18 protein-coding genes are annotated in these 19789 nt (G+C 49.7%); 7 read left to right on the top strand and 11 right to left on the bottom strand.

Translation table 11 applies throughout. The annotated features are described in order from the left end of the window. The first annotated feature begins 48 nt into the window (after positions 1 to 48). Genes thiB through ACSHWX_RS11220 form a run of 3 tightly spaced genes read left to right on the top strand, consistent with a single transcriptional unit; the run spans position 49 to position 3323 of the window. Positions 49 to 1056: a thiamine ABC transporter substrate binding subunit gene (thiB, locus tag ACSHWX_RS11230; protein WP_435668313.1), complete on the top strand. Its 1008-nt coding sequence runs from the start codon at positions 49 to 51 to the stop codon at positions 1054 to 1056. Continuing rightward, complete coding sequence (locus ACSHWX_RS11225; RefSeq protein WP_435668312.1) at positions 1031 to 2722, top strand: hypothetical protein; 1692 nt, start codon at positions 1031 to 1033, stop codon at positions 2720 to 2722. Before thiB ends, ACSHWX_RS11225 begins: the two co-directional genes overlap by 26 nt. Further along, positions 2706 to 3323, top strand: coding sequence for an ATP-binding cassette domain-containing protein (locus ACSHWX_RS11220; protein WP_435668311.1), 618 nt, complete (start codon positions 2706 to 2708; stop codon positions 3321 to 3323). Before ACSHWX_RS11225 ends, ACSHWX_RS11220 begins: the two co-directional genes overlap by 17 nt. Here ACSHWX_RS11220 and ACSHWX_RS11215 read toward each other — a convergent pair whose 3' ends face one another. Further along, the gene (locus ACSHWX_RS11215) at positions 3324 to 5615 is read right to left on the bottom strand and encodes a hypothetical protein (protein ID WP_435668310.1); all 2292 of its coding nucleotides are present in this window, start codon (positions 5613 to 5615) and stop codon (positions 3324 to 3326) included. A 45-nt stretch (positions 5616 to 5660) separates the two neighbouring features. After that, on the bottom strand, positions 5661 to 6953 hold the full coding sequence (locus ACSHWX_RS11210) for an adenylosuccinate synthase (protein ID WP_435668309.1): 1293 nt from the start codon (positions 6951 to 6953) through the stop codon (positions 5661 to 5663). A 165-nt stretch (positions 6954 to 7118) separates the two neighbouring features. On the opposite strand from ACSHWX_RS11210, the gene ACSHWX_RS11205 reads away from it, so the two are divergent. Continuing rightward, positions 7119 to 8087 (top strand): DMT family transporter, encoded by a 969-nt coding sequence (locus tag ACSHWX_RS11205; protein ID WP_435668308.1) that lies wholly within the window; start codon positions 7119 to 7121, stop codon positions 8085 to 8087. Beyond that, positions 8080 to 8295, top strand: coding sequence for a SlyX family protein (locus tag ACSHWX_RS11200; protein ID WP_435668307.1), 216 nt, complete (start codon positions 8080 to 8082; stop codon positions 8293 to 8295). Before ACSHWX_RS11205 ends, ACSHWX_RS11200 begins: the two co-directional genes overlap by 8 nt. A gap of 25 nt (positions 8296 to 8320) precedes the next feature. Here the strand turns inward: ACSHWX_RS11200 and ACSHWX_RS11195 are convergent, their stop codons facing one another. The 6 genes from ACSHWX_RS11195 to ACSHWX_RS11170 all read right to left on the bottom strand — a co-directional run bounded on the left by ACSHWX_RS11195 (position 8321) and on the right by ACSHWX_RS11170 (position 14352). Next, entirely contained in the window at positions 8321 to 8761 is a 441-nt protein-coding gene (locus ACSHWX_RS11195) for a VOC family protein (protein ID WP_435668306.1), read from the bottom strand. Between the two features lie 325 nt (positions 8762 to 9086). Further along, positions 9087 to 10679 carry a phosphoglycerate dehydrogenase gene (gene serA / locus ACSHWX_RS11190; protein WP_435668305.1) on the bottom strand — a complete coding sequence of 531 codons (1593 nt, stop codon included), beginning with the start codon at positions 10677 to 10679 and terminating at the stop codon, positions 9087 to 9089. Between the two features lie 70 nt (positions 10680 to 10749). Further along, positions 10750 to 11910: a phosphoserine transaminase gene (locus tag ACSHWX_RS11185; RefSeq protein WP_435668304.1), complete on the bottom strand. Its 1161-nt coding sequence runs from the start codon at positions 11908 to 11910 to the stop codon at positions 10750 to 10752. A gap of 126 nt (positions 11911 to 12036) precedes the next feature. Beyond that, complete coding sequence (locus tag ACSHWX_RS11180) at positions 12037 to 12360, bottom strand: hypothetical protein (RefSeq protein WP_435668303.1); 324 nt, start codon at positions 12358 to 12360, stop codon at positions 12037 to 12039. A 139-nt stretch (positions 12361 to 12499) separates the two neighbouring features. Beyond that, the gene (locus tag ACSHWX_RS11175) at positions 12500 to 13309 is read right to left on the bottom strand and encodes an endonuclease/exonuclease/phosphatase family protein (protein ID WP_435668302.1); all 810 of its coding nucleotides are present in this window, start codon (positions 13307 to 13309) and stop codon (positions 12500 to 12502) included. A 344-nt stretch (positions 13310 to 13653) separates the two neighbouring features. Then, entirely contained in the window at positions 13654 to 14352 is a 699-nt protein-coding gene (locus tag ACSHWX_RS11170; RefSeq protein WP_435668301.1) for an outer membrane protein, read from the bottom strand. A gap of 167 nt (positions 14353 to 14519) precedes the next feature. Here ACSHWX_RS11170 and ACSHWX_RS11165 point away from each other — a divergent pair, with 167 nt between their 5' ends. Next, entirely contained in the window at positions 14520 to 15443 is a 924-nt protein-coding gene (locus ACSHWX_RS11165) for a DMT family transporter (protein WP_435668300.1), read from the top strand. Between the two features lie 20 nt (positions 15444 to 15463). Here ACSHWX_RS11165 and glmM read toward each other — a convergent pair whose 3' ends face one another. Together glmM and ACSHWX_RS11155 are read right to left on the bottom strand one after the other, a co-directional pair. After that, positions 15464 to 16810 carry a phosphoglucosamine mutase gene (gene glmM / locus ACSHWX_RS11160; protein ID WP_435668299.1) on the bottom strand — a complete coding sequence of 449 codons (1347 nt, stop codon included), beginning with the start codon at positions 16808 to 16810 and terminating at the stop codon, positions 15464 to 15466. A 142-nt stretch (positions 16811 to 16952) separates the two neighbouring features. After that, a complete protein-coding gene (locus tag ACSHWX_RS11155) occupies positions 16953 to 17579 on the bottom strand; it encodes a LysE family translocator (protein WP_435668298.1) in 627 nt (208 codons plus the stop codon). Positions 17580 to 17699: 120 nt separating this feature from the next. On the opposite strand from ACSHWX_RS11155, the gene ACSHWX_RS11150 reads away from it, so the two are divergent. Beyond that, on the top strand, positions 17700 to 19010 hold the full coding sequence (locus tag ACSHWX_RS11150) for a hypothetical protein (protein ID WP_435668297.1): 1311 nt from the start codon (positions 17700 to 17702) through the stop codon (positions 19008 to 19010). A gap of 44 nt (positions 19011 to 19054) precedes the next feature. Here the strand turns inward: ACSHWX_RS11150 and ACSHWX_RS11145 are convergent, their stop codons facing one another. Then, the gene (locus tag ACSHWX_RS11145; protein WP_435668296.1) at positions 19055 to 19693 is read right to left on the bottom strand and encodes a VOC family protein; all 639 of its coding nucleotides are present in this window, start codon (positions 19691 to 19693) and stop codon (positions 19055 to 19057) included. Positions 19694 to 19789: the final 96 nt, after the last annotated feature.

Here is a 19789-nt window from a genome sequence, read left to right as displayed (position 1 = left end):
TTCCCCTTTTTCGCACGACCGCAACTGTTTGCAAATAAGGGGACTATTATGTCTTTGAAAAAACTTACGATTGCGGCGCTCTTTTCATTTGTTCCATTCGCTTCTGGCGCAATGGCAGATGAAGAGCCAACGCTCACCATTTACACCTATGATGGCTTTGCTTCTGATTGGGGCCCTGGCCCGGGTCTAAAAGCTGGCTTTGAAAAAAACTGCAACTGTGTTGTGGATTTTGTCGGCACTGAAGATTCAATTGGCGCATTGCGCAAAGCACAATTGGAAGGCGAAAACACAAAGGCCGACATCATTCTGGGTCTGGATACAAGCGTCGCCGCAGAAGCTAAAAGCACCGATCTGTTCGCGCCGCACATGGCCGATCTTTCAGCGGTGAAACTGCCAATTGACTACACATCTGACCAGTTTGTGCCATTTGACTATGGCTATTTCGCCTTCGTTTATCGCAAGTCAGACTTCCCAACCCCACCAACTTCGTTTGAACATCTGGTGCGTCAGGGCGATGACTTTAAGTTTGTCATTCAGGATCCACGATCGTCTACACCAGGTCTTGGTCTCGTCCTTTGGGCAAAAGCGGCTTACGGCGATGACACCAATGAAATGTGGCCAGACCTTGCGCCGCACATCTTAACAGTGACCAAAGGCTGGTCTGAGAGTTACGGCCTGTTCCTTGATGGCGAAGCGGATATGGTATTGAGCTACACCACCTCCCCATCCTATCACAAAATCGCCGAAGAAGATGACAACTATGCCGCCGCGATTTTTGACGAGGGCCACTATGTTCAAGTTGAACTGGCAGGCGTTCTAAAATCATCAAAGCAAAAAGAACTCGCGCAAGATTTCTTGCAGTTCTTGGTGAGCCAAGAAGCACAAAAAATCATCCCCACCACCAACTGGATGTTCCCGGTGATCGAACTTGAGGGCGGTTTGCCTGAAGGGTTTGCTGAGCCATTGAAAGCGGAGCAAACATTGTTGCTGGACGAGGAAACTGTTGCTCAAAACACCAAGGCTTATATCGATGCGTTCTTCGCCGATATCAAGTAAGCGAAATTGGTCCCGCCACATCGGCGGGGCCAAATCTGCTCGACCGACAAAGTCCAAATGGCGCTCACCACGTCTTATACTTGGCTTATCGATTGCCTTGGGCGTTGGCGGATTGATCGTCGCACTCATCGCGATAATCTGGCAAGCCGCCAGCCTGTTCGGCAACCAATCCCAAAGCAGCACTGATCTTTTTCACCTGCTGCGCATGTCGACAATTCAAGCAGGCCTCTCAGTCATTCTAGCATTCGCAACGGGCGGGGTGATCGGCGTTGCCTTGACGCGATTAAAGTTTATCGGGAAATCTTGGGCATTGGCGTTCTTGTCCGCAGGTTTGGTGCTGCCCACGCTTGTTGTTGCCTTCGGCCTTTTGGGCATTTGGGGCCGCGCCGGGTTGATCAATGAGTTTGGCCAATCGCTGGGTTTTTCAAAATTACCATTTTCGATTTTCGGTCTGCAAGGCATTCTCGCCGCGCACACGGTTCTGAACGGATCTTTTGCTGCGCGCATCTTTTATGACCGCCTGCAAGGCCTGCCAACAACCAGTTTAAAGCTGGGCCAATCGCTAGGTTTAACCGCGTGTCAACGATTTACGATTTTGGACTGGCCCGTTCTTAAAAGCGCCATGCCGGGCCTTGGCGCGACGATCTTTTTGATGTGCTTCACCTCGTTTTCGGTCGTGCTATTGCTGGGTGGCGGCCCCAATAATTCAACATTTGAAGTCGCAATATTCGAAGCTGTCAAAGCGGATTTCGACCTAAATCGCGCCGCCCTTTTGGCCGCCGCACAATTGGTGTTTTGCCTTGCGATCATTCTTCCAACCGCAGGGCTAAAAAGCAATTCAATCCTTATTGGCAACAATGACAACCATATTTGGGCCGCCCGTGGAACAGCCAAAATCTGCTTAGCAATTGCATTGCTCATCTTGATGCTTGCCTATGCCAGCCCATTGATAATCATCATCGTAAACGGGTTCGACCCGGCCATGTTCAAACTCATCACGTCGCAAAAGTTTATCAACGCCCTGCTCACGTCAACATTGATTGCAACGGCGAGCGCTCTAATTTCGATTTCCCTCGCGCTATTGCTGGCGTTTTCGCGCGCTGAACTTGTCTACCAAAATCAAAAAGGTTCATCCGCCAAGTTCTTGCGTACATTAATCAGCGCACCGATTTTTGCCTACCTCGCAACCCCTGCAATTGTGTTGGGGCTCGGGTTTTTCTTGCTGGCCCGGTTCGCCCGGTTAGACACCGGCGAAATTGGCATTTACGTTGTCATTTTGGCCAACGCACTGCTGGCACTGCCATTGGCGAATGCAACACTTGGGCCGCCTCTGGAAAAGATCGCCAATAAATCCCAGCGCTTGGTCAGAAGCCTTGATATCAAAGGCTGGCAGCGCATCCGCCATGTTGAACTGCCTTTGGTGCGCAAAGAATGCGCCTATGTGTTTGCGCTTGGCTTTAGTTTTTCGTTTGGCGATTTAGGCGTCATCGCGCTTTTTGGCACCGACGATTTTACCACCCTGCCATGGATGATGTATCGCGCCTTGGGCGCATATCGTTCAAATGACGCCGCCATGCTGGCATCTCTTTTACTGATGATTACCGTATTCAGCTTTTTCATTTTCCCTCGCCTATTGGGAGGTCGCACAGATGCTGACCATCGATAATCTAGAATTTTCGTACACCAAAGACCCCCAATATAAGTTCAATTTCAATGTTGAACCGGGTGAAGTGATTGGAATTTCGGGTGAAAGCGGATCGGGGAAATCAACCTTGCTTGATCTGCTTGCAGGCTTTCAAACGCAGTCTAGCGGCGCAATTGACCTTGACGAAAAGACGATATCAAACCTTCAGCCCGAAGATCGACCCGTGTCGATTTTGTTCCAAAAAGACAATGTGTTTGCCCACTTAACTGCTGAGCAGAATGTGCAACTCGGCACAAAAGAGCGGGTCGATGTTGGACAAAAATTACACGATGTTGGCTTGGCCGAATTCACAAAGCAAAAATGCGCATCCCTATCTGGTGGGCAACAGCAGCGCGTCGCCTTGGCCCGCACTTTAGCGAGAAACCAGCCGATTCTGTTGTTGGATGAGCCATTTTCTGCACTCGACGACAAAACGGCAAACCAAATGCGCCACTTGGTCAAAAAACTCGTGCAGCAACATCAATGGCACACGATCTTGGTCAGCCACCACAAAGCCGATTTTGACATGCTTGCCGACAAAGTTCTTCTGCTCAGAGACGATGAATTAAACGCCGTTGGTTAACTATTGAGCAGCCCAGGCGGCCAATACAGCCTCAAAAATGGCATCCCCATCAGCACCTTTTTCAAGGGTCACGATAGCTTTGCGCCCAGTTGAATAAACCACTGGGAAATCCATCCATCCGCGATCTGACAACAAGCCCAGATTTTTCGCCAAATCTGCATCGGCTGCACTCAGGGCGAACAAGAACGAATTGTCAAAAATCCGCGCTGATGCGCCAACAAGCGGTGTGCCTTGCGCCAACTCTTGGTTTTTCAACAATATACCGGGCAAGCTGGCAATGCCGCCGCCAAGGAAACTATCGGTCACCGTAAAGTTCACTTCAACCAAATGACTGGCTGGCAGTGCAGCATCGCTGTTTTTGCGAATAAGAACATCAACCGACAGATTACGTGCAGGAACCGAAACAGATGCTTTGATCACTGGTGCGCCAAGCTCATCCACATCGCGTGACCAAAGGGTCGACCCCGTAAAGGGCACTGCCCCACCAGAACCTGTAACCTGTTCTTCGATCAGCATAGACCTGCTGCCCAATGCAACTGGCGCAACAGCCGTATCTTCCACATTCAAAGTGGGTTGCGCTACATCAGTTGTTTCGGTGTCTTCGGCAGGCAAGCGTTCGTCCGGCGTCGCTGGAGCGCTGTCTTCTGGCGTCGGCGTCACATCGGTTTGCGTTGTGTCCGCAACTTCGGGCACTGGCTCAACCACGGGCTCTGGCGCCGTCGTTAGCCGCTCGTCCGTTGTGGCAACAGGGGTATTTTCCACAACATCGGATGTGTTGGTCGATGTCGGCGTAATGTTACGCACATTCACCGCGTTTGGTACTGTTTCTGCTGACGGCGTTGCCGTTTCGGTAGGTGTTGTGACAGTTGGCTGTTCAGTCGTTTCCTGACTGTTCAATCCCAATTGAGCCATCAACGGGTTCAAATCAACGAACCCTTCCTTCCAGGCCCAAAAAGCACCACCACCCGCACCAGCGAGTAAAACAACAACCAACAGCAAAAATACCGTTAGCCCGTTGCCGCCTGTGGTTTCATCCTCAACCACCTGCGCATCAACATCGCTTGCCTTGGATTTAAACCGCGACTTGGACTTGGATGCTGCAGTATCAGATTTTTGTGTTGCAGACGCTAAAGACGAAGCATCGTCCTTAAGAGGTCCATCGGGCGAAGGCGGAACCAAATCGCTAACGTCTTTACCTTCCGCTTCCATATCCAACGCTTTGATCGCGCGGTCAATCGCGGCTTGCGGCTCATCGCCGTCAACATTGATCACCGGCTGCTGTGCAGCTTCGTCCACGTCAACTTCGCGCACACTAGAAAGCGCCGGTTTAACGTTTGAATTCTCAATTTTTGCAGGCTCATTGGGCGCAGAATTATTCGCCAATTCAACCTTGGGCGACTCGACTTCTCTTGGCAATGATGCGGCCTGAGCGGCAGCGATCACATCGTCGACCGAGCTGCGCTTCGGCTCGGATGCCCTCGTCATCACTGATGGCACATCAATCTTAGGCTCTACGGCAGTTTTTGCAGCTGCCTCATCTTCTTTTGTAAAAGATGGATTATTTTCAACGATCGGCTGAACGACTTTGTTCTCTGGCTCAGAGGGGCCTAAAACAGCCTGTTCTGTCGTCTCTGGCTCAGTTTTATCTTCAACCAACTCAACAGAATTAGCCTCAATCGGGATATCCGGAATAGCATTTGGTTCAAATGACTTGGTTTCCAGTGGAACAACAGGCTCCGGTTTATCGGCCTCTTCAGACGATTTTTCATCAACCTCAGGCTGATCAACCTCTGCCGCTTTTTCCGGCTCTGGCTCGTCACTGTCTGCTTCATCCAAAGGTTCAGGCGCTGGCATTTCTATAATTTCAGGCGTTACTTCTTCTTCGACTGAAGGTCGTTCTTCAACGCTCGTCTCAGGCTCAGCCTCATTTGAGGTTTCAGGCTCTGTAATGGCCTCAACACTAGGCTCGGCAACAGCTGATACAGTTGGTTCTGGAGCTTCAGCATGTTTTTCCGGCGTCGGCGCAACAGCAACCGGCGCTTCAACAATCTCAGTTTCTTCCTTCAGGCCTCTTAAAAGCGATTCGGTCGCTTCTTGCTCCACTTGGCGAATACAATCTTCCAAGGCAAGCCGATGCTGGGTGATTTCGCGCGCCGGAAGCGGCGGCTCAATCGCCCGCAATTGCGTGACCAGCGCTTCACGCGCCTTCTCATACACAGCACGCCGAGACATGCCATTATTTTCTGGTAGGGCGTCAACCGCCCGACGCAAAAGCTCTCGATAGTCAGCCATTAGCTACTCAAACTCACTCCCCGTTACCTATGTAACGAAAAAAACTTAGTCTTGGAAAGGGTCTGTTACCAAAATGCTGTCCAATCTTTCCGGAGATGTGGATAGAACTGCAACTGGTGTCCCAATTAATTCTTCAATTCGTCGTACATATTTAACCGCTTCAGCCGGCAAATCCGCCCAACTGCGCGCGCCAGCAGTGGTGCCACTCCAGCCCGGAAGCGTTTCATATACAGGCTTCACGTTCGCTTGCCCCTTCATGGTGGACGGCAGATATTCAATCCGCTCCCCATCAAGTTCATATGCCACGCAAACCTTAATTTCTTCCATGCCATCAAGCACGTCTAGTTTTGTTAAGGCAATGCCATTTAGGCCCGAAACCAGCGCCGTTTGCTTCACCAACACCGCGTCAAACCAGCCGCAGCGCCGTTTGCGCCCGGTGTTCACGCCCCACTCATGGCCCGTTTTGCCCAAATATTCGCCAATATCATTCAACTGCTCGGTCGGGAACGGCCCCTCTCCAACACGCGTTGTGTACGCTTTGGTGATGCCCAAAACATAGTCGAGCGCACCTGGGCCCAAGCCCGAACCGTTTGCCGCTTGCCCGCCAATTGTGTTGGACGATGTCACAAACGGATAAGTGCCATGTTCAATATCCAGCAACGCGCCCTGCGCGCCTTCAAACAAAATACGTTTTCCATCGCGACGCATATTGTTCAGTTTTTCCCAAACACGTCCGGCGAACGGCAAAACCTCATCAGCGACAGCCATCAACTCATCAAAAATGGTTTGTGGTTGAACTTCATCAATGCCAAGCCCACGGCGCAACGCATTATGATGACGCAAATTGCGCTCAATTTTAGGCATCAGGCTTTCTGGGTCCGCCAAATCGCAAACCCGAATAGCGCGACGACCAACTTTATCTTCATAAGCTGGGCCCATACCGCGCTTGGTTGTGCCGATTTTTAGGCCCGTGTTGGAGCTCTCACGAAAACTATCCAACTCGCGGTGTAGCGACAGGATCAAACATGCATTGTCCGCAATCATCAAATTTTCAGGTGAAATTGCCACCCCTTGGCCGCGCAGAAGTGCCAATTCTTCAACAAAATGATGCGGGTCAACAACCACCCCATTGCCAATGACCGAAAACTTGCCCGGCCGCACAACGCCAGATGGCAAAAGGGCTGTTTTGTAAGTGACGCCATCAATAACCAATGTGTGTCCGGCATTGTGCCCGCCTTGGAACCGAACAACGACATCCGCACGTTCGCTCAACCAATCCACAATCTTGCCTTTACCCTCGTCTCCCCACTGGGAGCCGACAACAACCACATTCGCCATTTAATTTGTTCTCCTTGAGATCGAGCAATTCGCTTTACGAATAGACCAAGTTGATCCAATCGCGCCCCGACAAATTGCTCAAAACTGACACCATCGCCCCATTGTTGGGTATTCCGGGCGACGCCAAAACCTGTTAAGCGTCGCTGGTATAGCAAAAGTGATCCCATGACAAAACCACAATCGACCCCAAATGGTACGAAAAATCTCGTCCATCAACTATTTAGTCGGCCTTACCTGCTTTTAGTGCTTACAGCCTTGTTTTGGGGCGGAAATATGGTCGCTGGCAAAATGGCGGTTGGCGAAATTGCACCGACCAACCTAGTTGCTGGCCGATTTTTGCTCGGATTTCTGGTCATTCTGCCTTTTGCCCTGCCACACTTTAAAACCGATTGGCCAAAAATCCGCGCCAATATACCGTTTTTAGCGTTTGCGGGTGGTGTTGGATTCGCTGGGTTTAACCTATTTCTCTATCTTGGCGCGCAGTACACCACCGCTGTGAACGGCGCCATCGAACAAGCATCAATTCCCATGATGGTGATGCTCGCAAATTTCGCTTTTTACGGTGTTCGAACAACGTGGTTACAAATTTTGGGCGTAACATCCACCATTTTCGGGGTGATTTTTGTCGCAACCGCTGGCCAGCCCCTTCGGCTAATCACGCTGGACGTTAATACCGGTGATGGTCTGATCCTAATCGCATGTGTCATTTACGCGGCATATTCTGTTTTACTGCGTTATCGCCCAAACATTCACTGGATGAGTTTTCTTGCCACCACTTTTATGTTCGCGACCCTTTCCGCGCTAACATACGAGTTGGTAACCGGCGGGCTGCCCACAATGTTATTCAACTTTACAAACGTCACCAACACTGGCTGGCTTATCGTTCTTTACACAGGGTTGTTCCCATCGATCATCTCGCAACTCTTTTATGCACGCGGCGTTGAATTGATCGGTGCAAACCGCGCCAGCTTGTTTATCAACGCCCTACCCCTATTTGGTGCGATCTTGTCTGTATTAATTCTATCAGAAAAATTGCACCCCTATCACATGGTCGCAGCGCTGTTTATCATTGCCGGCATTACGATGGCTGAATTTGCCGCCCGCACGAACAAAAAGACGAAGCAGAATGACTGATACAAAATCCTTGACCTCTCGCCTCGAAGCGCTTGAAGCACACATCGCTCACCAAGATCAAACCATTGAGGATTTGAACAAGGCGATCACCGAGCAATGGACGCAGTTCGAAAAGCTGCAACGTGAAATATCAAAGCTACATGCCGAGTTGGAACAGGTCGAAGCTGGCGGTGCTGGTGAAGCGGACGAACGCCCCCCACATTATTGAGAAGGCCGACGCACGCCCAAAAGTCCTAATTCTCGTCTGGATGCGGCGGCGGGCCTTTCAACTCAATCTTGTTGCCAAACGGGTCACAGAAATAAAACGAATTTCCGACGCCTCGTGCACCACCGTGAAACGCTTCGCGCTCAATCTCAACGCCATGTTGCTTAAGGTGTGAACGCAATTCGTTATGATCAAATGGGCCAGCCGCCAAACAGACATGATCCACATTTTGCCCACCAAGCACCGGTGGCCTAGCTTCACTTCCTCCTTCATGGGTGTAATCCCACAATACGATCAGCGAAATACCCGCCCAAACCTGCTCCATGCCCAATTCGGGATATGAATATCCAGGCTGGCAACCCAACACATCCAAATAGAAGCGCATCGCTTTTTCCAAGTCGTCCACCAAGAAGACGATGTGATCTATCCCCGCGAGCGAAAACGGAATTGAGTTTGCTTTATCATTCATGGAGTAATCCAAACAGTTAGGTAAATGTAATCGATTTCATTTGTTTATAATTGAGCACCACAATCCTTCATCGTCAAGGCGAAACGGCACAGCACATCTTTTAGCTGTCGCACACGCACATATGCATGGAAAAACAATGGACGAGGCAACTTGTTGCCAAGGAACCCGGCCAACTTTTTGGCCGCGCCCGCGCAGGGGCCGACTTTGCTATAGCGCGGCTTTAGCGCGTCATAGCAAATTCGATACGCCCCCGTGAGCGAAAAAAAGGGCCGACCCAAACTGGATCGACCCCTTCTCAAAAACAGGCTGCAGCCTGCTGCGTTGATTACATATCAGCGAAATAGATCGGCTTGGCTTGTTGAACACCTTCAAGAGCGCAAATGCGTTCCAACTGGCCTTCATCAAGCTTGCCATCAATGTTGATCAGCGCGATTGCATCGCCACCCTCTTCAACACGACCAAGATTGAAGTTCGCGATATTGACGCCCTCGTCACCCAGCAACATGCCCAACCGGCCAACAAAACCAGGTTTATCTTCGTTGGTGATGTAAAGCATTGAAGGGGTCACTTCGGCTTCCATGTTCACGCCCTTCACTTGAATTAGGCGTGGCTTGCCATCAGCAAAAACAGTACCCGCCACAGATCGCTCTTGGCGCTCAGTAATGATGGTAAGGCGGATATAGTTCTCATAAACGCCCTGCTGTTCACGGTTGACCGTTTCAATATTCATGCCACGTTCTTTCGCCAAAACTGGCGCTGAAACCATGTTCACATCGCCCAGCAAAGGCTTCAAAATGCCTGTGATAAGCGCTGAAACCATCGGCTTTGTATTCAGGTCAGCAACTGCGCCTTCAAATTCAATCCGAACACCTGTTATGCCCGTTTCGGTCAACTGACCGGCAAAGCTACCCAGGCTTTCTGCCAATTTAACAAATGGCATCAATTTAGGCGCTTCTTCGGCGGAAATTGAAGGGAAGTTCAAGGCGTTGGAAATCGCCCCATGCATCAAATACGCGCTCATTTGTTCCGCAACTTGCAGCGCAACATTTTCCTGCGCCTCAGTTGTGGACGCACCAAGATGAGGGGTACAAATGATATTTGGAGCCTCAAAAATCGGGTTTTCTTTGGCCGGTTCAACTTCGAACACGTCCAATGCTGCGCCGGCGACCTTGCCGCTATCAAGCCCAGCTTTTAATGCCACTTCATCAATCAAGCCGCCGCGCGCGCAGTTCACAATCCGCACGCCATCTTTCATTTTCGTGATCGCTTCAGCGCCAATAATGCCGCGGGTGCTGTCGGTAAGTGGTGTGTGAAGGGAGATGAAATCAGCCCGACCCAACAATTCGTCCAGCTCTACCTTTTCAACGCCCAAATCCAACGCCCGTTCCGGGGTGAGGAAAGGATCAAAAGCGATCACTTTCATTTTTAGGCCTTGAGCACGATCAGCAACAATGGCACCAATATTACCGCAACCGATAATGCCCAATGTTTTGGCTGTCACTTCAACGCCCATGAAGCGGGATTTTTCCCACTTGCTGGCTCGGGTTGACGCGTCGGCTGTCGGAATTTGACGCGCAATCGACAACATCAAGGAAATCGCGTGCTCGGCAGTGGTGATGGAATTGCCAAACGGCGTATTCATCACAATAATGCCCTTAGCCGTCGCTTTTGGAATGTCCACATTGTCAACGCCAATCCCCGCGCGACCGATAACCTTAAGGTTGGTTGCAGCGGCGATAATTTTTTCCGTAACTTTGGTCGCGGAACGGATGGCCAAACCATCATATTGCCCGATGATCTCAAGCAATTTTTCTTTGTCTTTGCCCACGTCAGGCAAAAAATCAACTTCAACACCATTATCGCGGAAAATTTGTACAGCTGTTTCGCTCAGCTTGTCAGATACAAGTACTCTAGGCATGAAAGCCTCCATCAAATTGTGGGGGAAAGGCCGGCGGTTTGACCGCCAGCAAAAAAATGTGAGTTGGCGTCTAAAGCGCCGCTTTTTCAGATGCAAATGCCCAGTCGAGCCAAGCGGTAAGCGCTTTTAGGTCTGAAGCCTCAACCGTCGAGCCTGCCCAAATACGTAACCCCGCAGGGGCATCCCGGTAAGCACCAATGTCAAAGGCAACGCCTTCCTGGTCCAACCGCGTTGCAATCGCTTTCGCGAAAGCGGCTTGCCCATCAGCATCTAGCGCGGCGATATCCGCATCAACGATTTTTAGGCAAACCGATGTGTTCGAGCATGTCGCTGGAACATCCGCTAAATTGGCAACCCAACCTGTGGCCCCAACCCAATCGCTAAGCACCTTAAAGTTTGCATCAGCGCGATCACGAAGCGAGTTTGCCCCGAGCGATTTCGCCCATTCCATCGCGTCAATTGCATCTTCAATCACCATCAAAGATGGGGTGTTGATCGTTGCCGCATTGAAAATGCCTTCGATCAGTTTTGCGCCCTTGGTCAGGCGGAAGATTTTCGGCAATGGCCGATCTGGCGTAAAAGTTTCAAGCCGCTCAACAGCACGCGGCGATAGAATAATCACCCCATGCGCGCCCTCGCCGCCCAGCACTTTTTGCCAAGAGAACGTCACCACATCGAGCTTTGCAAAATCTAGTTCTTGCGCAAACGCGGCCGATGTCGCGTCGCAAATCGCCAAACCTTCTCGGTCCACATCAATCCAGTCCGCGTTTGGCACCCGCACACCAGAAGTCGTACCATTCCATGTGAACACAACGTCGCGTTTCCAGTCGACGGCATTAAGATCAGGCAACTGACCATAATCAGCCTCAAGCACCCGCACATCATCAAGTTTGAGTTGTTTGACCACGTCAGTAACCCAACCCGCGCCAAAGCTTTCCCACGCCAGCATATCAACGCCGCGCGCGCCCAGCATGGACCAAAGGGCCATCTCAACCGCTCCGGTGTCAGAGCCGGGCACAATGCCGATACGATAATCATCAGGCACGCCCAAAAGTTCACGGGTCAGATCAATTGCGAGCTGAATACGTGCTTTTGCTGGCTTCGCGCGATGCGAGCGACCTAAATGTTTGTTGTTGAGGAATTCTGGCGTCCAACCTGGACGTTTAGTGCAAGGACCCGAGGAAAAACGCGGGTTTACCGGACGGAGGTCCGGTTTCAAAATCTGTGTCATGTGACTATCCTTTCAGATAGGCGACTCTCGTTGGGGAGAGCTGGCCCACTGACCGAAATATAGATTTTTGACCGAATTGCAAACGAAAAATCAGCAATCGGCAAACTCGTCGCAATTGTCAGACAGTCACTTTTTGATGTTTAACTCGACCGCCTGTGCCAAATAGTACTGCAAAACACTTGGCTCCAATACCTTCAATGGCAACACACGCATGGATTTACCCTTGCCGACCAGCCGCCCCAATTCGTCCTGCATCTTTGCCCCTTTTAGAAAGCCAAAATCCACTCCATGTGGCATTGTCCGCATGTGGCAAATACCCCCATTCGCATCCGCGTAGGTGGTAATGCGCGGCTTTTTTGTCTCTGTAAAATTCATCTCGTCGATTAGAACTGATCTGGCGGCGAGGAACAGCCCACTGTGAACTGATTCAATATCCGTCTGAAATTGCACTTACGTCTCCTTCATTTTGAGCAAATGAACGTCACTAACACCACCCTACTGACACCATGGTGTCAGTAGCCTTTGGCAAAACAAACAAAAACCCCGCGCCAAGTCTGGCACGAGGTTTTAATCACTCAAATACGCAGAGCTATCTGAAACACAAGCTAGATGATGAATTGTTGTTTCCATTATCCATGCATATTTCCATTTCATCATCCTCATCCTGTGGGCCAAATCGAACCGGTGAATGATCTGAAATAGCAGCCATCAAATGTCCAATCCAACCGGGAACATCTGTGTTGGCAAATGCAAAATCTAGTTCTCCAGCGCCATCACCGGTGTGTGTTGGTTCACCGACCCCGTAGCGATACGCACCCGCCGGGGGATTCAAATGAACTGCCGCGTTTTGCAAATCCCTATTGTAGTCACCGGGGGCAACCCAATGATGCACCCCGTCTTGATATATATTGATGTAGGCGAGTATATTGTCTGCCTGATTCGAGTTGTTTGGCCCATTCGACCCTGCATGAACGGTGTAAAATCTTGTGGTTTGCCCACCGGGCGGTTGAAACCGAACGCCCAATACCTCTCGCGCCCATCTCGTCGTGCCATCCTGATTTCTTAGGACATGAAACTCTGGCGCCTGTAATGTCGACACAATTGCCAGGTTCGTTCGTAGGCCCGGTGAGGGATTCCCATTATTCGAAACCATGAGATGATAAATATATAGCGTCTGCGCTCGGTTACGCGCAGTGCCGACACGCCAAGTATACTCCCGAGCGGTCGCATTTCCAAGTATAGCTTGTCGACCAGTTGCCACCGCGCCGTTTGGCACAGCGCCAACTTCCTGCAAAGCAACAATGTCATTTGCCAAGATGTCGCGTTCAACATTACCTTGCATCAACGGAATCACATCCCTATTCCATCGATTTTCGCCTTGGTCATTGGCCCCTTGCATATTCCAAGTTACAAATCTGAACGAACCAAACTGTGCATTCGCGATTTGTGTAAAGAACAAAATAGCAGAGCAGAAAATTACCATAAATAACAAAGTGTTTTTTGTGGGCATTGCTAAAGTAAAGTTCATATTTCACCTAAAACATAAAAAAAATAATACAATTAACCATCAAGTACATATAACGACCAACTCACACTCTATTGCAATTATTTAGTTAACACAAACCACCCGAGAGCTTGAGGCGGAATAAGTGTTGTGGTCAATCTATGGCAATGCATGTAAGCACAAAACCCCGCGCCATTTCTGACACGGGGTTCAAATTGTTGTTCTAAGCAAATAATTGCCTAGTGGAAGCGGTACCGCAAACTTGCACGTATTTCATGTGCAATAGCGTCTTGCGCCCATAGTGTTGAATTCGCTGTTGAGAACCCTTTGATCCACAATGCGCGATATCCAACATCGGCAACCATCGCGCCCATGTCATAGCCAACACCAACCATACCAGCCGCAGCCCAAGAGTGTGCGGGATCTGTGCCTGCTTTCAAGCCCGGATCAGCTGTCGTCCAACTAAATGCCTTACCAACACCAGCGCCGACATAACCTGTCCAACCACCTTCAGCTGAATGTTTGCCAAACCCGTCTAGGTCGAAATCGTAATAAACGTTCGCCAAAGCAACTGTTGAGCGCAGACCAATTGAATAGCCAGCAGACTTCATACCGTTATTTTCAAGATAGTCGAGGGTCACGTCTGCACGCAAACCATCGCCAAACTCGTAACCAGCGCCAACACCAACGCTGTAGCCCCACCCCATTTCGGTGACTTTATTGTCAGAGCAACACAATTTTACATTGTTTGCCCAAAGCAAATTGCCACCAAGTGAACCACGCAAATAGAATGAGCCGGTTAGCCCATAATCTACTTCTGGCAATTCAGGATATGTTGGGTATTCCGGTTCTGGAACAATCATGTCGGCTGCCAATACGCTGCCCCCGAGCATGGTTGCAACAGCCAAACTTGCTGCCATCATCCATTTAAGCATCATTCTAATCCTTGTTACGCAAGCCAAATTCTGTGACTTCTCACTGGGCATTATTGTCCCTTTTTGTTAAAAGGCACTTAACCTCGTCCTTTAACCCTAATAATTCAACAATCACATTAACGCGCACGGCCTTCTTTCAGGCCAAATCAAGCCCACTTTTTAGGTAGAATATGGATCAGCAACAACGCACTGCTTCAGATTGGCTTGGCCTTGCCAGCCTCGTTTTTATGTGGGGTAGCTCTTTTATCACCATCAAAATCGCGGTGGATCATATCGGCCCCATGTGGTTGGTAACCATCCGCTTGATCGTCGCCGCTCTATGCATGATTGCGTTTGCATACTGGAAAAATGTTCGACTGCCCAAGGGGTGGCGCGAATGGCGCGCGATGCTGTTTTTAGGTTCGTTTGGCACAGCCATCCCATTTATATTGGTTTCCTATGCCGTCCCCTATGTACCTTCTGCGGTAGCCGGGCTGATGATGGCCACCATTCCATTTCAAGTTCTGTTGTTTTCTCTGGTTTTTCTGCCAGAAGAAAAAGCGACCCCCGTTCGCATCTTAAGTTTGATCATTGGTTTTGCAGGTGTTGCGGCAATAATTGTTGGTAGTGCAGGCCCCAAAACTGATCTTGCCATTTCACTCATACCGTTTGCATTGCTCATTCTCGCAACTTCGGGATATGCCACCAACGGCATTGTTTCGCGCCGGATGATCGATATGCCTGCAATGACCAAATCTTACGGCACCCTTTTGGTTGCAACCGGAACCGCTATCCTATGTTCGATTATTTTTGAACCCATACCCACCAGCTTAAGTTGGGAAGGTTGGGCCGCAGCTGCCTATCTCGGGATCATCCCAACTTGGGCCGCCACCATTGTCTACTATCGCCTAGTGGACAAAACTTCAGCTGCGTTTTGCGCTCAATCAAATTATCTCGTGCCCACTGTTGCTGTTGCGTTGGGGGCATTGGCATTTGGCGAACAATTATCCCCGTTACAATTTGTGGGCTTCTTCGCCATCATCTTTGGCTTGCTGATCGCAGAGGGCGTCATCAAACGAAAAAGGCGGCCTCGATTACCGACGCCGCCTGCCTAAATTCAAAAAAACTGCAATATTTATGCAGCAGCGCCCTTAATAACGTCCGCTATGTCACCAACAACATTGGTGACAAGCGTTTCGTCATCGCATTCGCCCATAACTCTAATTAGAGGTTCTGTGCCGGAGGCGCGGATAACCAGCCTGCCGCTTTTCCCAAGTTTTTCTTTGCCAGCGGCGATCGCTTTTTTCACCTGCTCATCTTCCAACGGCGCTCCGCTTTCATAACGAACATTGGTTAAAAGCTGAGGCACGGTTTCAAACAACCGGCATACTTCAGAAACCGGCTTACCCTTAGATTGAACAAGCGCCATAATCTGCAATGCAGAAACCAAACCATCACCTGTTGTAGTGTGATCAGATAGAATAATATGGCCGGACTGTTCTCCACCCACATTAAAGCCGCCAGCGCGCATCCGTTCAAGAACATAACGGTCGCCAACTTTCGTGCGCTCAAGCGTCAGATCGCGACTGTTGAGATAACGCTCAAGCCCCAAATTGGACATCACTGTGGCAACAACGCCACCGCCGGTGAGTTTTTCCTGCTCTTGCCAGAACATAGCCAAAGCTGCCATCAACTGATCACCGTCAACAATTTCGCCTTTTTCATCGACAATCACCACCCGGTCAGCATCACCGTCCAACGCAATCCCAATATCCGCACGCGTTTCGCGCACTTTTTCTTGCAAGAGTTCAGGCGCCGTCGATCCACAGCCCTTATTGATGTTGAAGCCATCGGGGTTCACGCCAATTGTGATAACATCCGCACCAAGTTCCCACAAAACTTCGGGCGCCGTTTTGTAGGCAGCGCCATTGGCACAGTCCACTACAATTCTCAAACCAGAAAACTCTGTAAAGCGCGGCAATGTCCGTTTCGCGTATTCTGAATATCGCCCACGCGCTTCTTCAATTCTATGCGCACGGCCAATTTGGCGGCCTCGAACAACTTCTTCACCAAGATCGCTCGCCAGAAGTTGTTCGATTTTTTGTTCCATTTCATCATCAAGCTTAAATCCATCAGGCTGAAACAGTTTTATGCCATTGTCATCATAAGGATTGTGAGAGGCAGAAATCATAACACCTAAATCAGCACGCAGCGACCGCGTAAGCATGGCAACAGCAGGTGTCGGGATCGGCCCAAGCAAAAACACGTCCATGCCAACGGCATTAAATCCAGCGGTCAGGGCATATTCAATCATATAACCAGAACGACGCGTATCCTTACCAATAACAACACGATGACGGTGTTCTCCACGCTGAAAAACCAATCCCGCCGCTTGACCCACTTTAAGGGCAAGTTCGGAGGTCAGCTTTCTACCGTTCGCCAAACCACGTATGCCATCAGTACCAAAATATTTTTTTACCATTGTCGTTCCCAAAACCAGTCGTCGATTTGCCTGATAAAGACAATCAAAAGCTGCCCTAACACTAATTATCCAGCTGAAATATACCAAACTCGTGACGAAATGAAGGTCTAGTTTAATACCACTTCAAAATACCGTTAAGCGATTACCGATCAAGCGCCAATTTGCCGCCCAACAAAATCAGAAATGAACCGCCAACCATTTTTGCCCACCTTGCCCCCATGTTTGATCGCCGCAGTTTCTTAATCATCAAACTTGCAAACACAACGCAAAACAGATCACCAGAAGAGAACATCAAGTTTACAATTGTGCCCAACACCGCCATTTGCAACCAAACTGGCCAAGCGGTGGATAGGTCGACAAATTGGGGTAAAAAGGCGACGAAAAAAATCGCCGTTTTTGGGTTCAACACTTCAACGATGGCACTTTCAAAAAATGCCTTTGTCGCATCTTTCTGATCACCAGAAGTTTCCGGTCCTTGCTCCTTGCGCTTTAAAATCATCATAATGCCAAGAAATATGAGATATAGTGCGCCAACCACTTTGATCAAAAAGTAAGCTTGTGGGATAAGGGCCAACAGAGCTGCCAAACCAAACGCGGCTGCGCCAACATGGAAATATCCACCCAAATGAACCCCTAACGACGCCATCAGACCGGCCTTGCGCCCTCGCGCTAATGTTTGCGCAGAAACATAGATCATCGATGGTCCGGGCATATAGGCGAACATTGCTGTGGTGATTAAAAACGCAACCAAAATTTCAAAGGCTGGCATGAGATGGCTCCATTTCAAAAAACGCGTAAAAACAACATAGCGCACTCCATACAATTTGTAAGCTTGTTGGAACATGCGCACCCCGATACGCTGAAAAACGGTCCCTAAACTGGAACAAAAATGATGCCGTCAAACACTGATCTACGCATAAGTGATGCCTTTATTACCAGCATTTATCAAAAAGCCCTCGCCAAACCGGGCCTATTAAACGCAGACGATACTGCAGCGGTGTTTTTCGATCTTGATATAATCGATGCTCGGATTGAGGAGTTGAATTTACTGTTTCCCCCTCAAACCATCCATGCGATGGCGGTAAAGGCAAACCCACTTGGCAAAATTCTTGAAGCGGTTGTGAAAAAAGGTGCAGGGCTAGAAGTCGCCACGCTGCCTGAACTTTATTTGGCGCAAAAAGCCGGTTGTCCACCGTGCAAAATCATCTTTGATTCGCCGTGTAAAACGCTCGAAGAATTACAGTTCGCACTACAGTTGGGTTGCCATATTAATGCGGATTCATTTGCTGAACTGGAACGTATCAACACGCTCGTCAACCAGTTGGGCGGCACACAATGTTCAATCGGACTGCGGGTTAATCCCCAGGTCGGCACCGGCACAATTGCCTCAACAAGTGTTGCAGGAGATTACTCCAAGTTCGGCGTGCCAATGAATGCCTATAGTGATCAGATTATCGCGGCCTATGTCCAATATTCTTGGCTCAATTCCATTCACATACATGTTGGTTCCCAAGGCTGTAACCTGAACATGCTCTTGAACGGGATCAAAAATGTTGTCACTTTGATCAACCAGATCAACGCCGTATTGAGCAACACAAACTCAGTGCGACGCATTGACGTTTTGGATATGGGCGGCGGCCTACCCGTTACGTACAAGGATGATCAGCCTGCACCAGATATCAAGGAGTATACAGATCGCGCCTTGGCACTGTTCAAACCACTCTTGGACAACGGTTTGAGGCTGGTTACCGAGTTCGGCAGGCACATAAACGCAAATGCCGCTTGGGCAATTTCCGATGTAGAATATGTCAAAAATGACCCGGACATCAATACCGCGATGATCCATTTGGGCGCTGATATGTTTTTGCGCAAATGCTATCGGCCCGATGACTGGCATCACGACATTGCTGTCTTAGAACCAGATGGCACCCTCAAGCAGCGTGTCGCCTCCAATCCCTACAATGTTGCCGGTCCACTTTGTTTTGCTGGCGACATCATCGCCCAAAATATCGCATTGCCTGAAATCAATGCGGGCGACAAGTTGGTGATAAAGGATGTCGGCGCTTACACATTGAGCATGTGGTCCCGCTACAATAGTCGGCAAATGCCAAAAATTATCAGCTACCGCAATGACGGTGAAGAATTTGCCATATTGAAGGATCGCGAAAGTCTAGAAGACCTTTTCAAGTTCTGGACCTAAAAAGGGGAAGCTTTGCCGTGTGCTTTGGCTTTGCATCGCAAACCCTAAGTCAGCTTCCTCACCCCGTTCGGTGTCTCAATATCCGCTAAAAACCGGATTTGCGGCCCGCTTACGACGTGAGGTGGACGATCGATTTGAAGATCGAGATATAGTTTTTCAATTGCAGCAGGATCTGGGTGTTCTAGGGTAAGCGACTTAAGCCGACAGCCAAGGTCAGGGATGTCTGCCATCGAAGTAGGGTCATCCCTATGGTCAATAAGTGAAGGCGCTGCACCGTCTAGCGGCAAGGAACCATCCACGGGGATAGAGAATGCAAAACTCGGATCGGTTGGCGGCAAGGGCACATTTTCGCCGAACATATCCTGATGCCATTCGATTTCGGCAGCGATATCAACCGTGCTTGCAACCCATCCGCGCAAACGTCGCCCGTCCTCCCAATCCGATCTCACTCTTTTCTGATTGTCCAAACCAAACCATCGCGACCGACTGGGGGCTGCACCGTCTGGGTCGAGCGCGACAATTTCCAAATAGACGCTATCTCCCAGCTGAAGACGATGATTGTGCGTGCCCATATATGGGTGAGAAGTGCCAAAAGGCACATCAAGATCAAGGCATTGCCGGACATGGGCAACCCCTTCGCCAAGCGTAGGGGCAATTACTGTGATGTGGTCAAGTTTCAACATAAGAAATGAATTCCATTTCTGCGCACAATGTCAGTATGATCCAACCCTACGCAAAAAGCCAAGTGAACCTAGCGCTCCTCTTTGAAACTCACCCAC

The sequence above is a fragment of the Maritalea sp. genome (assembly GCF_051251695.1).
In the GTDB taxonomy this organism is placed as follows: Bacteria; Pseudomonadota; Alphaproteobacteria; order Rhizobiales; family Devosiaceae; genus Maritalea.
The sequence above is the reverse complement of the archived record's forward strand: the minus strand, read 5'-3'. Positions and strand labels throughout refer to the sequence as shown.

Coding starts and splice junctions, on each gene's coding strand:
- thiB (WP_435668313.1), top strand. CDS start 49: ATGTCTTTGAAAAAACTTACGATTGCGGCGCTCTTTTCATTTGTTCCA.
- ACSHWX_RS11225 (WP_435668312.1), top strand. CDS start 1,031: ATGCGTTCTTCGCCGATATCAAGTAAGCGAAATTGGTCCCGCCACATC.
- ACSHWX_RS11220 (WP_435668311.1), top strand. CDS start 2,706: ATGCTGACCATCGATAATCTAGAATTTTCGTACACCAAAGACCCCCAA.
- ACSHWX_RS11215 (WP_435668310.1), bottom strand. CDS start 5,615: ATGGCTGACTATCGAGAGCTTTTGCGTCGGGCGGTTGACGCCCTACCA.
- ACSHWX_RS11210 (WP_435668309.1), bottom strand. CDS start 6,953: ATGGCGAATGTGGTTGTTGTCGGCTCCCAGTGGGGAGACGAGGGTAAA.
- ACSHWX_RS11205 (WP_435668308.1), top strand. CDS start 7,119: ATGACAAAACCACAATCGACCCCAAATGGTACGAAAAATCTCGTCCAT.
- ACSHWX_RS11200 (WP_435668307.1), top strand. CDS start 8,080: ATGACTGATACAAAATCCTTGACCTCTCGCCTCGAAGCGCTTGAAGCA.
- ACSHWX_RS11195 (WP_435668306.1), bottom strand. CDS start 8,761: ATGAATGATAAAGCAAACTCAATTCCGTTTTCGCTCGCGGGGATAGAT.
- serA (WP_435668305.1), bottom strand. CDS start 10,679: ATGCCTAGAGTACTTGTATCTGACAAGCTGAGCGAAACAGCTGTACAA.
- ACSHWX_RS11185 (WP_435668304.1), bottom strand. CDS start 11,910: ATGACACAGATTTTGAAACCGGACCTCCGTCCGGTAAACCCGCGTTTT.
- ACSHWX_RS11175 (WP_435668302.1), bottom strand. CDS start 13,309: ATGCAAGGGGCCAATGACCAAGGCGAAAATCGATGGAATAGGGATGTG.
- ACSHWX_RS11170 (WP_435668301.1), bottom strand. CDS start 14,352: ATGATGCTTAAATGGATGATGGCAGCAAGTTTGGCTGTTGCAACCATG.
- ACSHWX_RS11165 (WP_435668300.1), top strand. CDS start 14,520: ATGGATCAGCAACAACGCACTGCTTCAGATTGGCTTGGCCTTGCCAGC.
- glmM (WP_435668299.1), bottom strand. CDS start 16,810: ATGGTAAAAAAATATTTTGGTACTGATGGCATACGTGGTTTGGCGAAC.
- ACSHWX_RS11155 (WP_435668298.1), bottom strand. CDS start 17,579: ATGCCAGCCTTTGAAATTTTGGTTGCGTTTTTAATCACCACAGCAATG.
- ACSHWX_RS11150 (WP_435668297.1), top strand. CDS start 17,700: ATGATGCCGTCAAACACTGATCTACGCATAAGTGATGCCTTTATTACC.
- ACSHWX_RS11145 (WP_435668296.1), bottom strand. CDS start 19,693: ATGTTGAAACTTGACCACATCACAGTAATTGCCCCTACGCTTGGCGAA.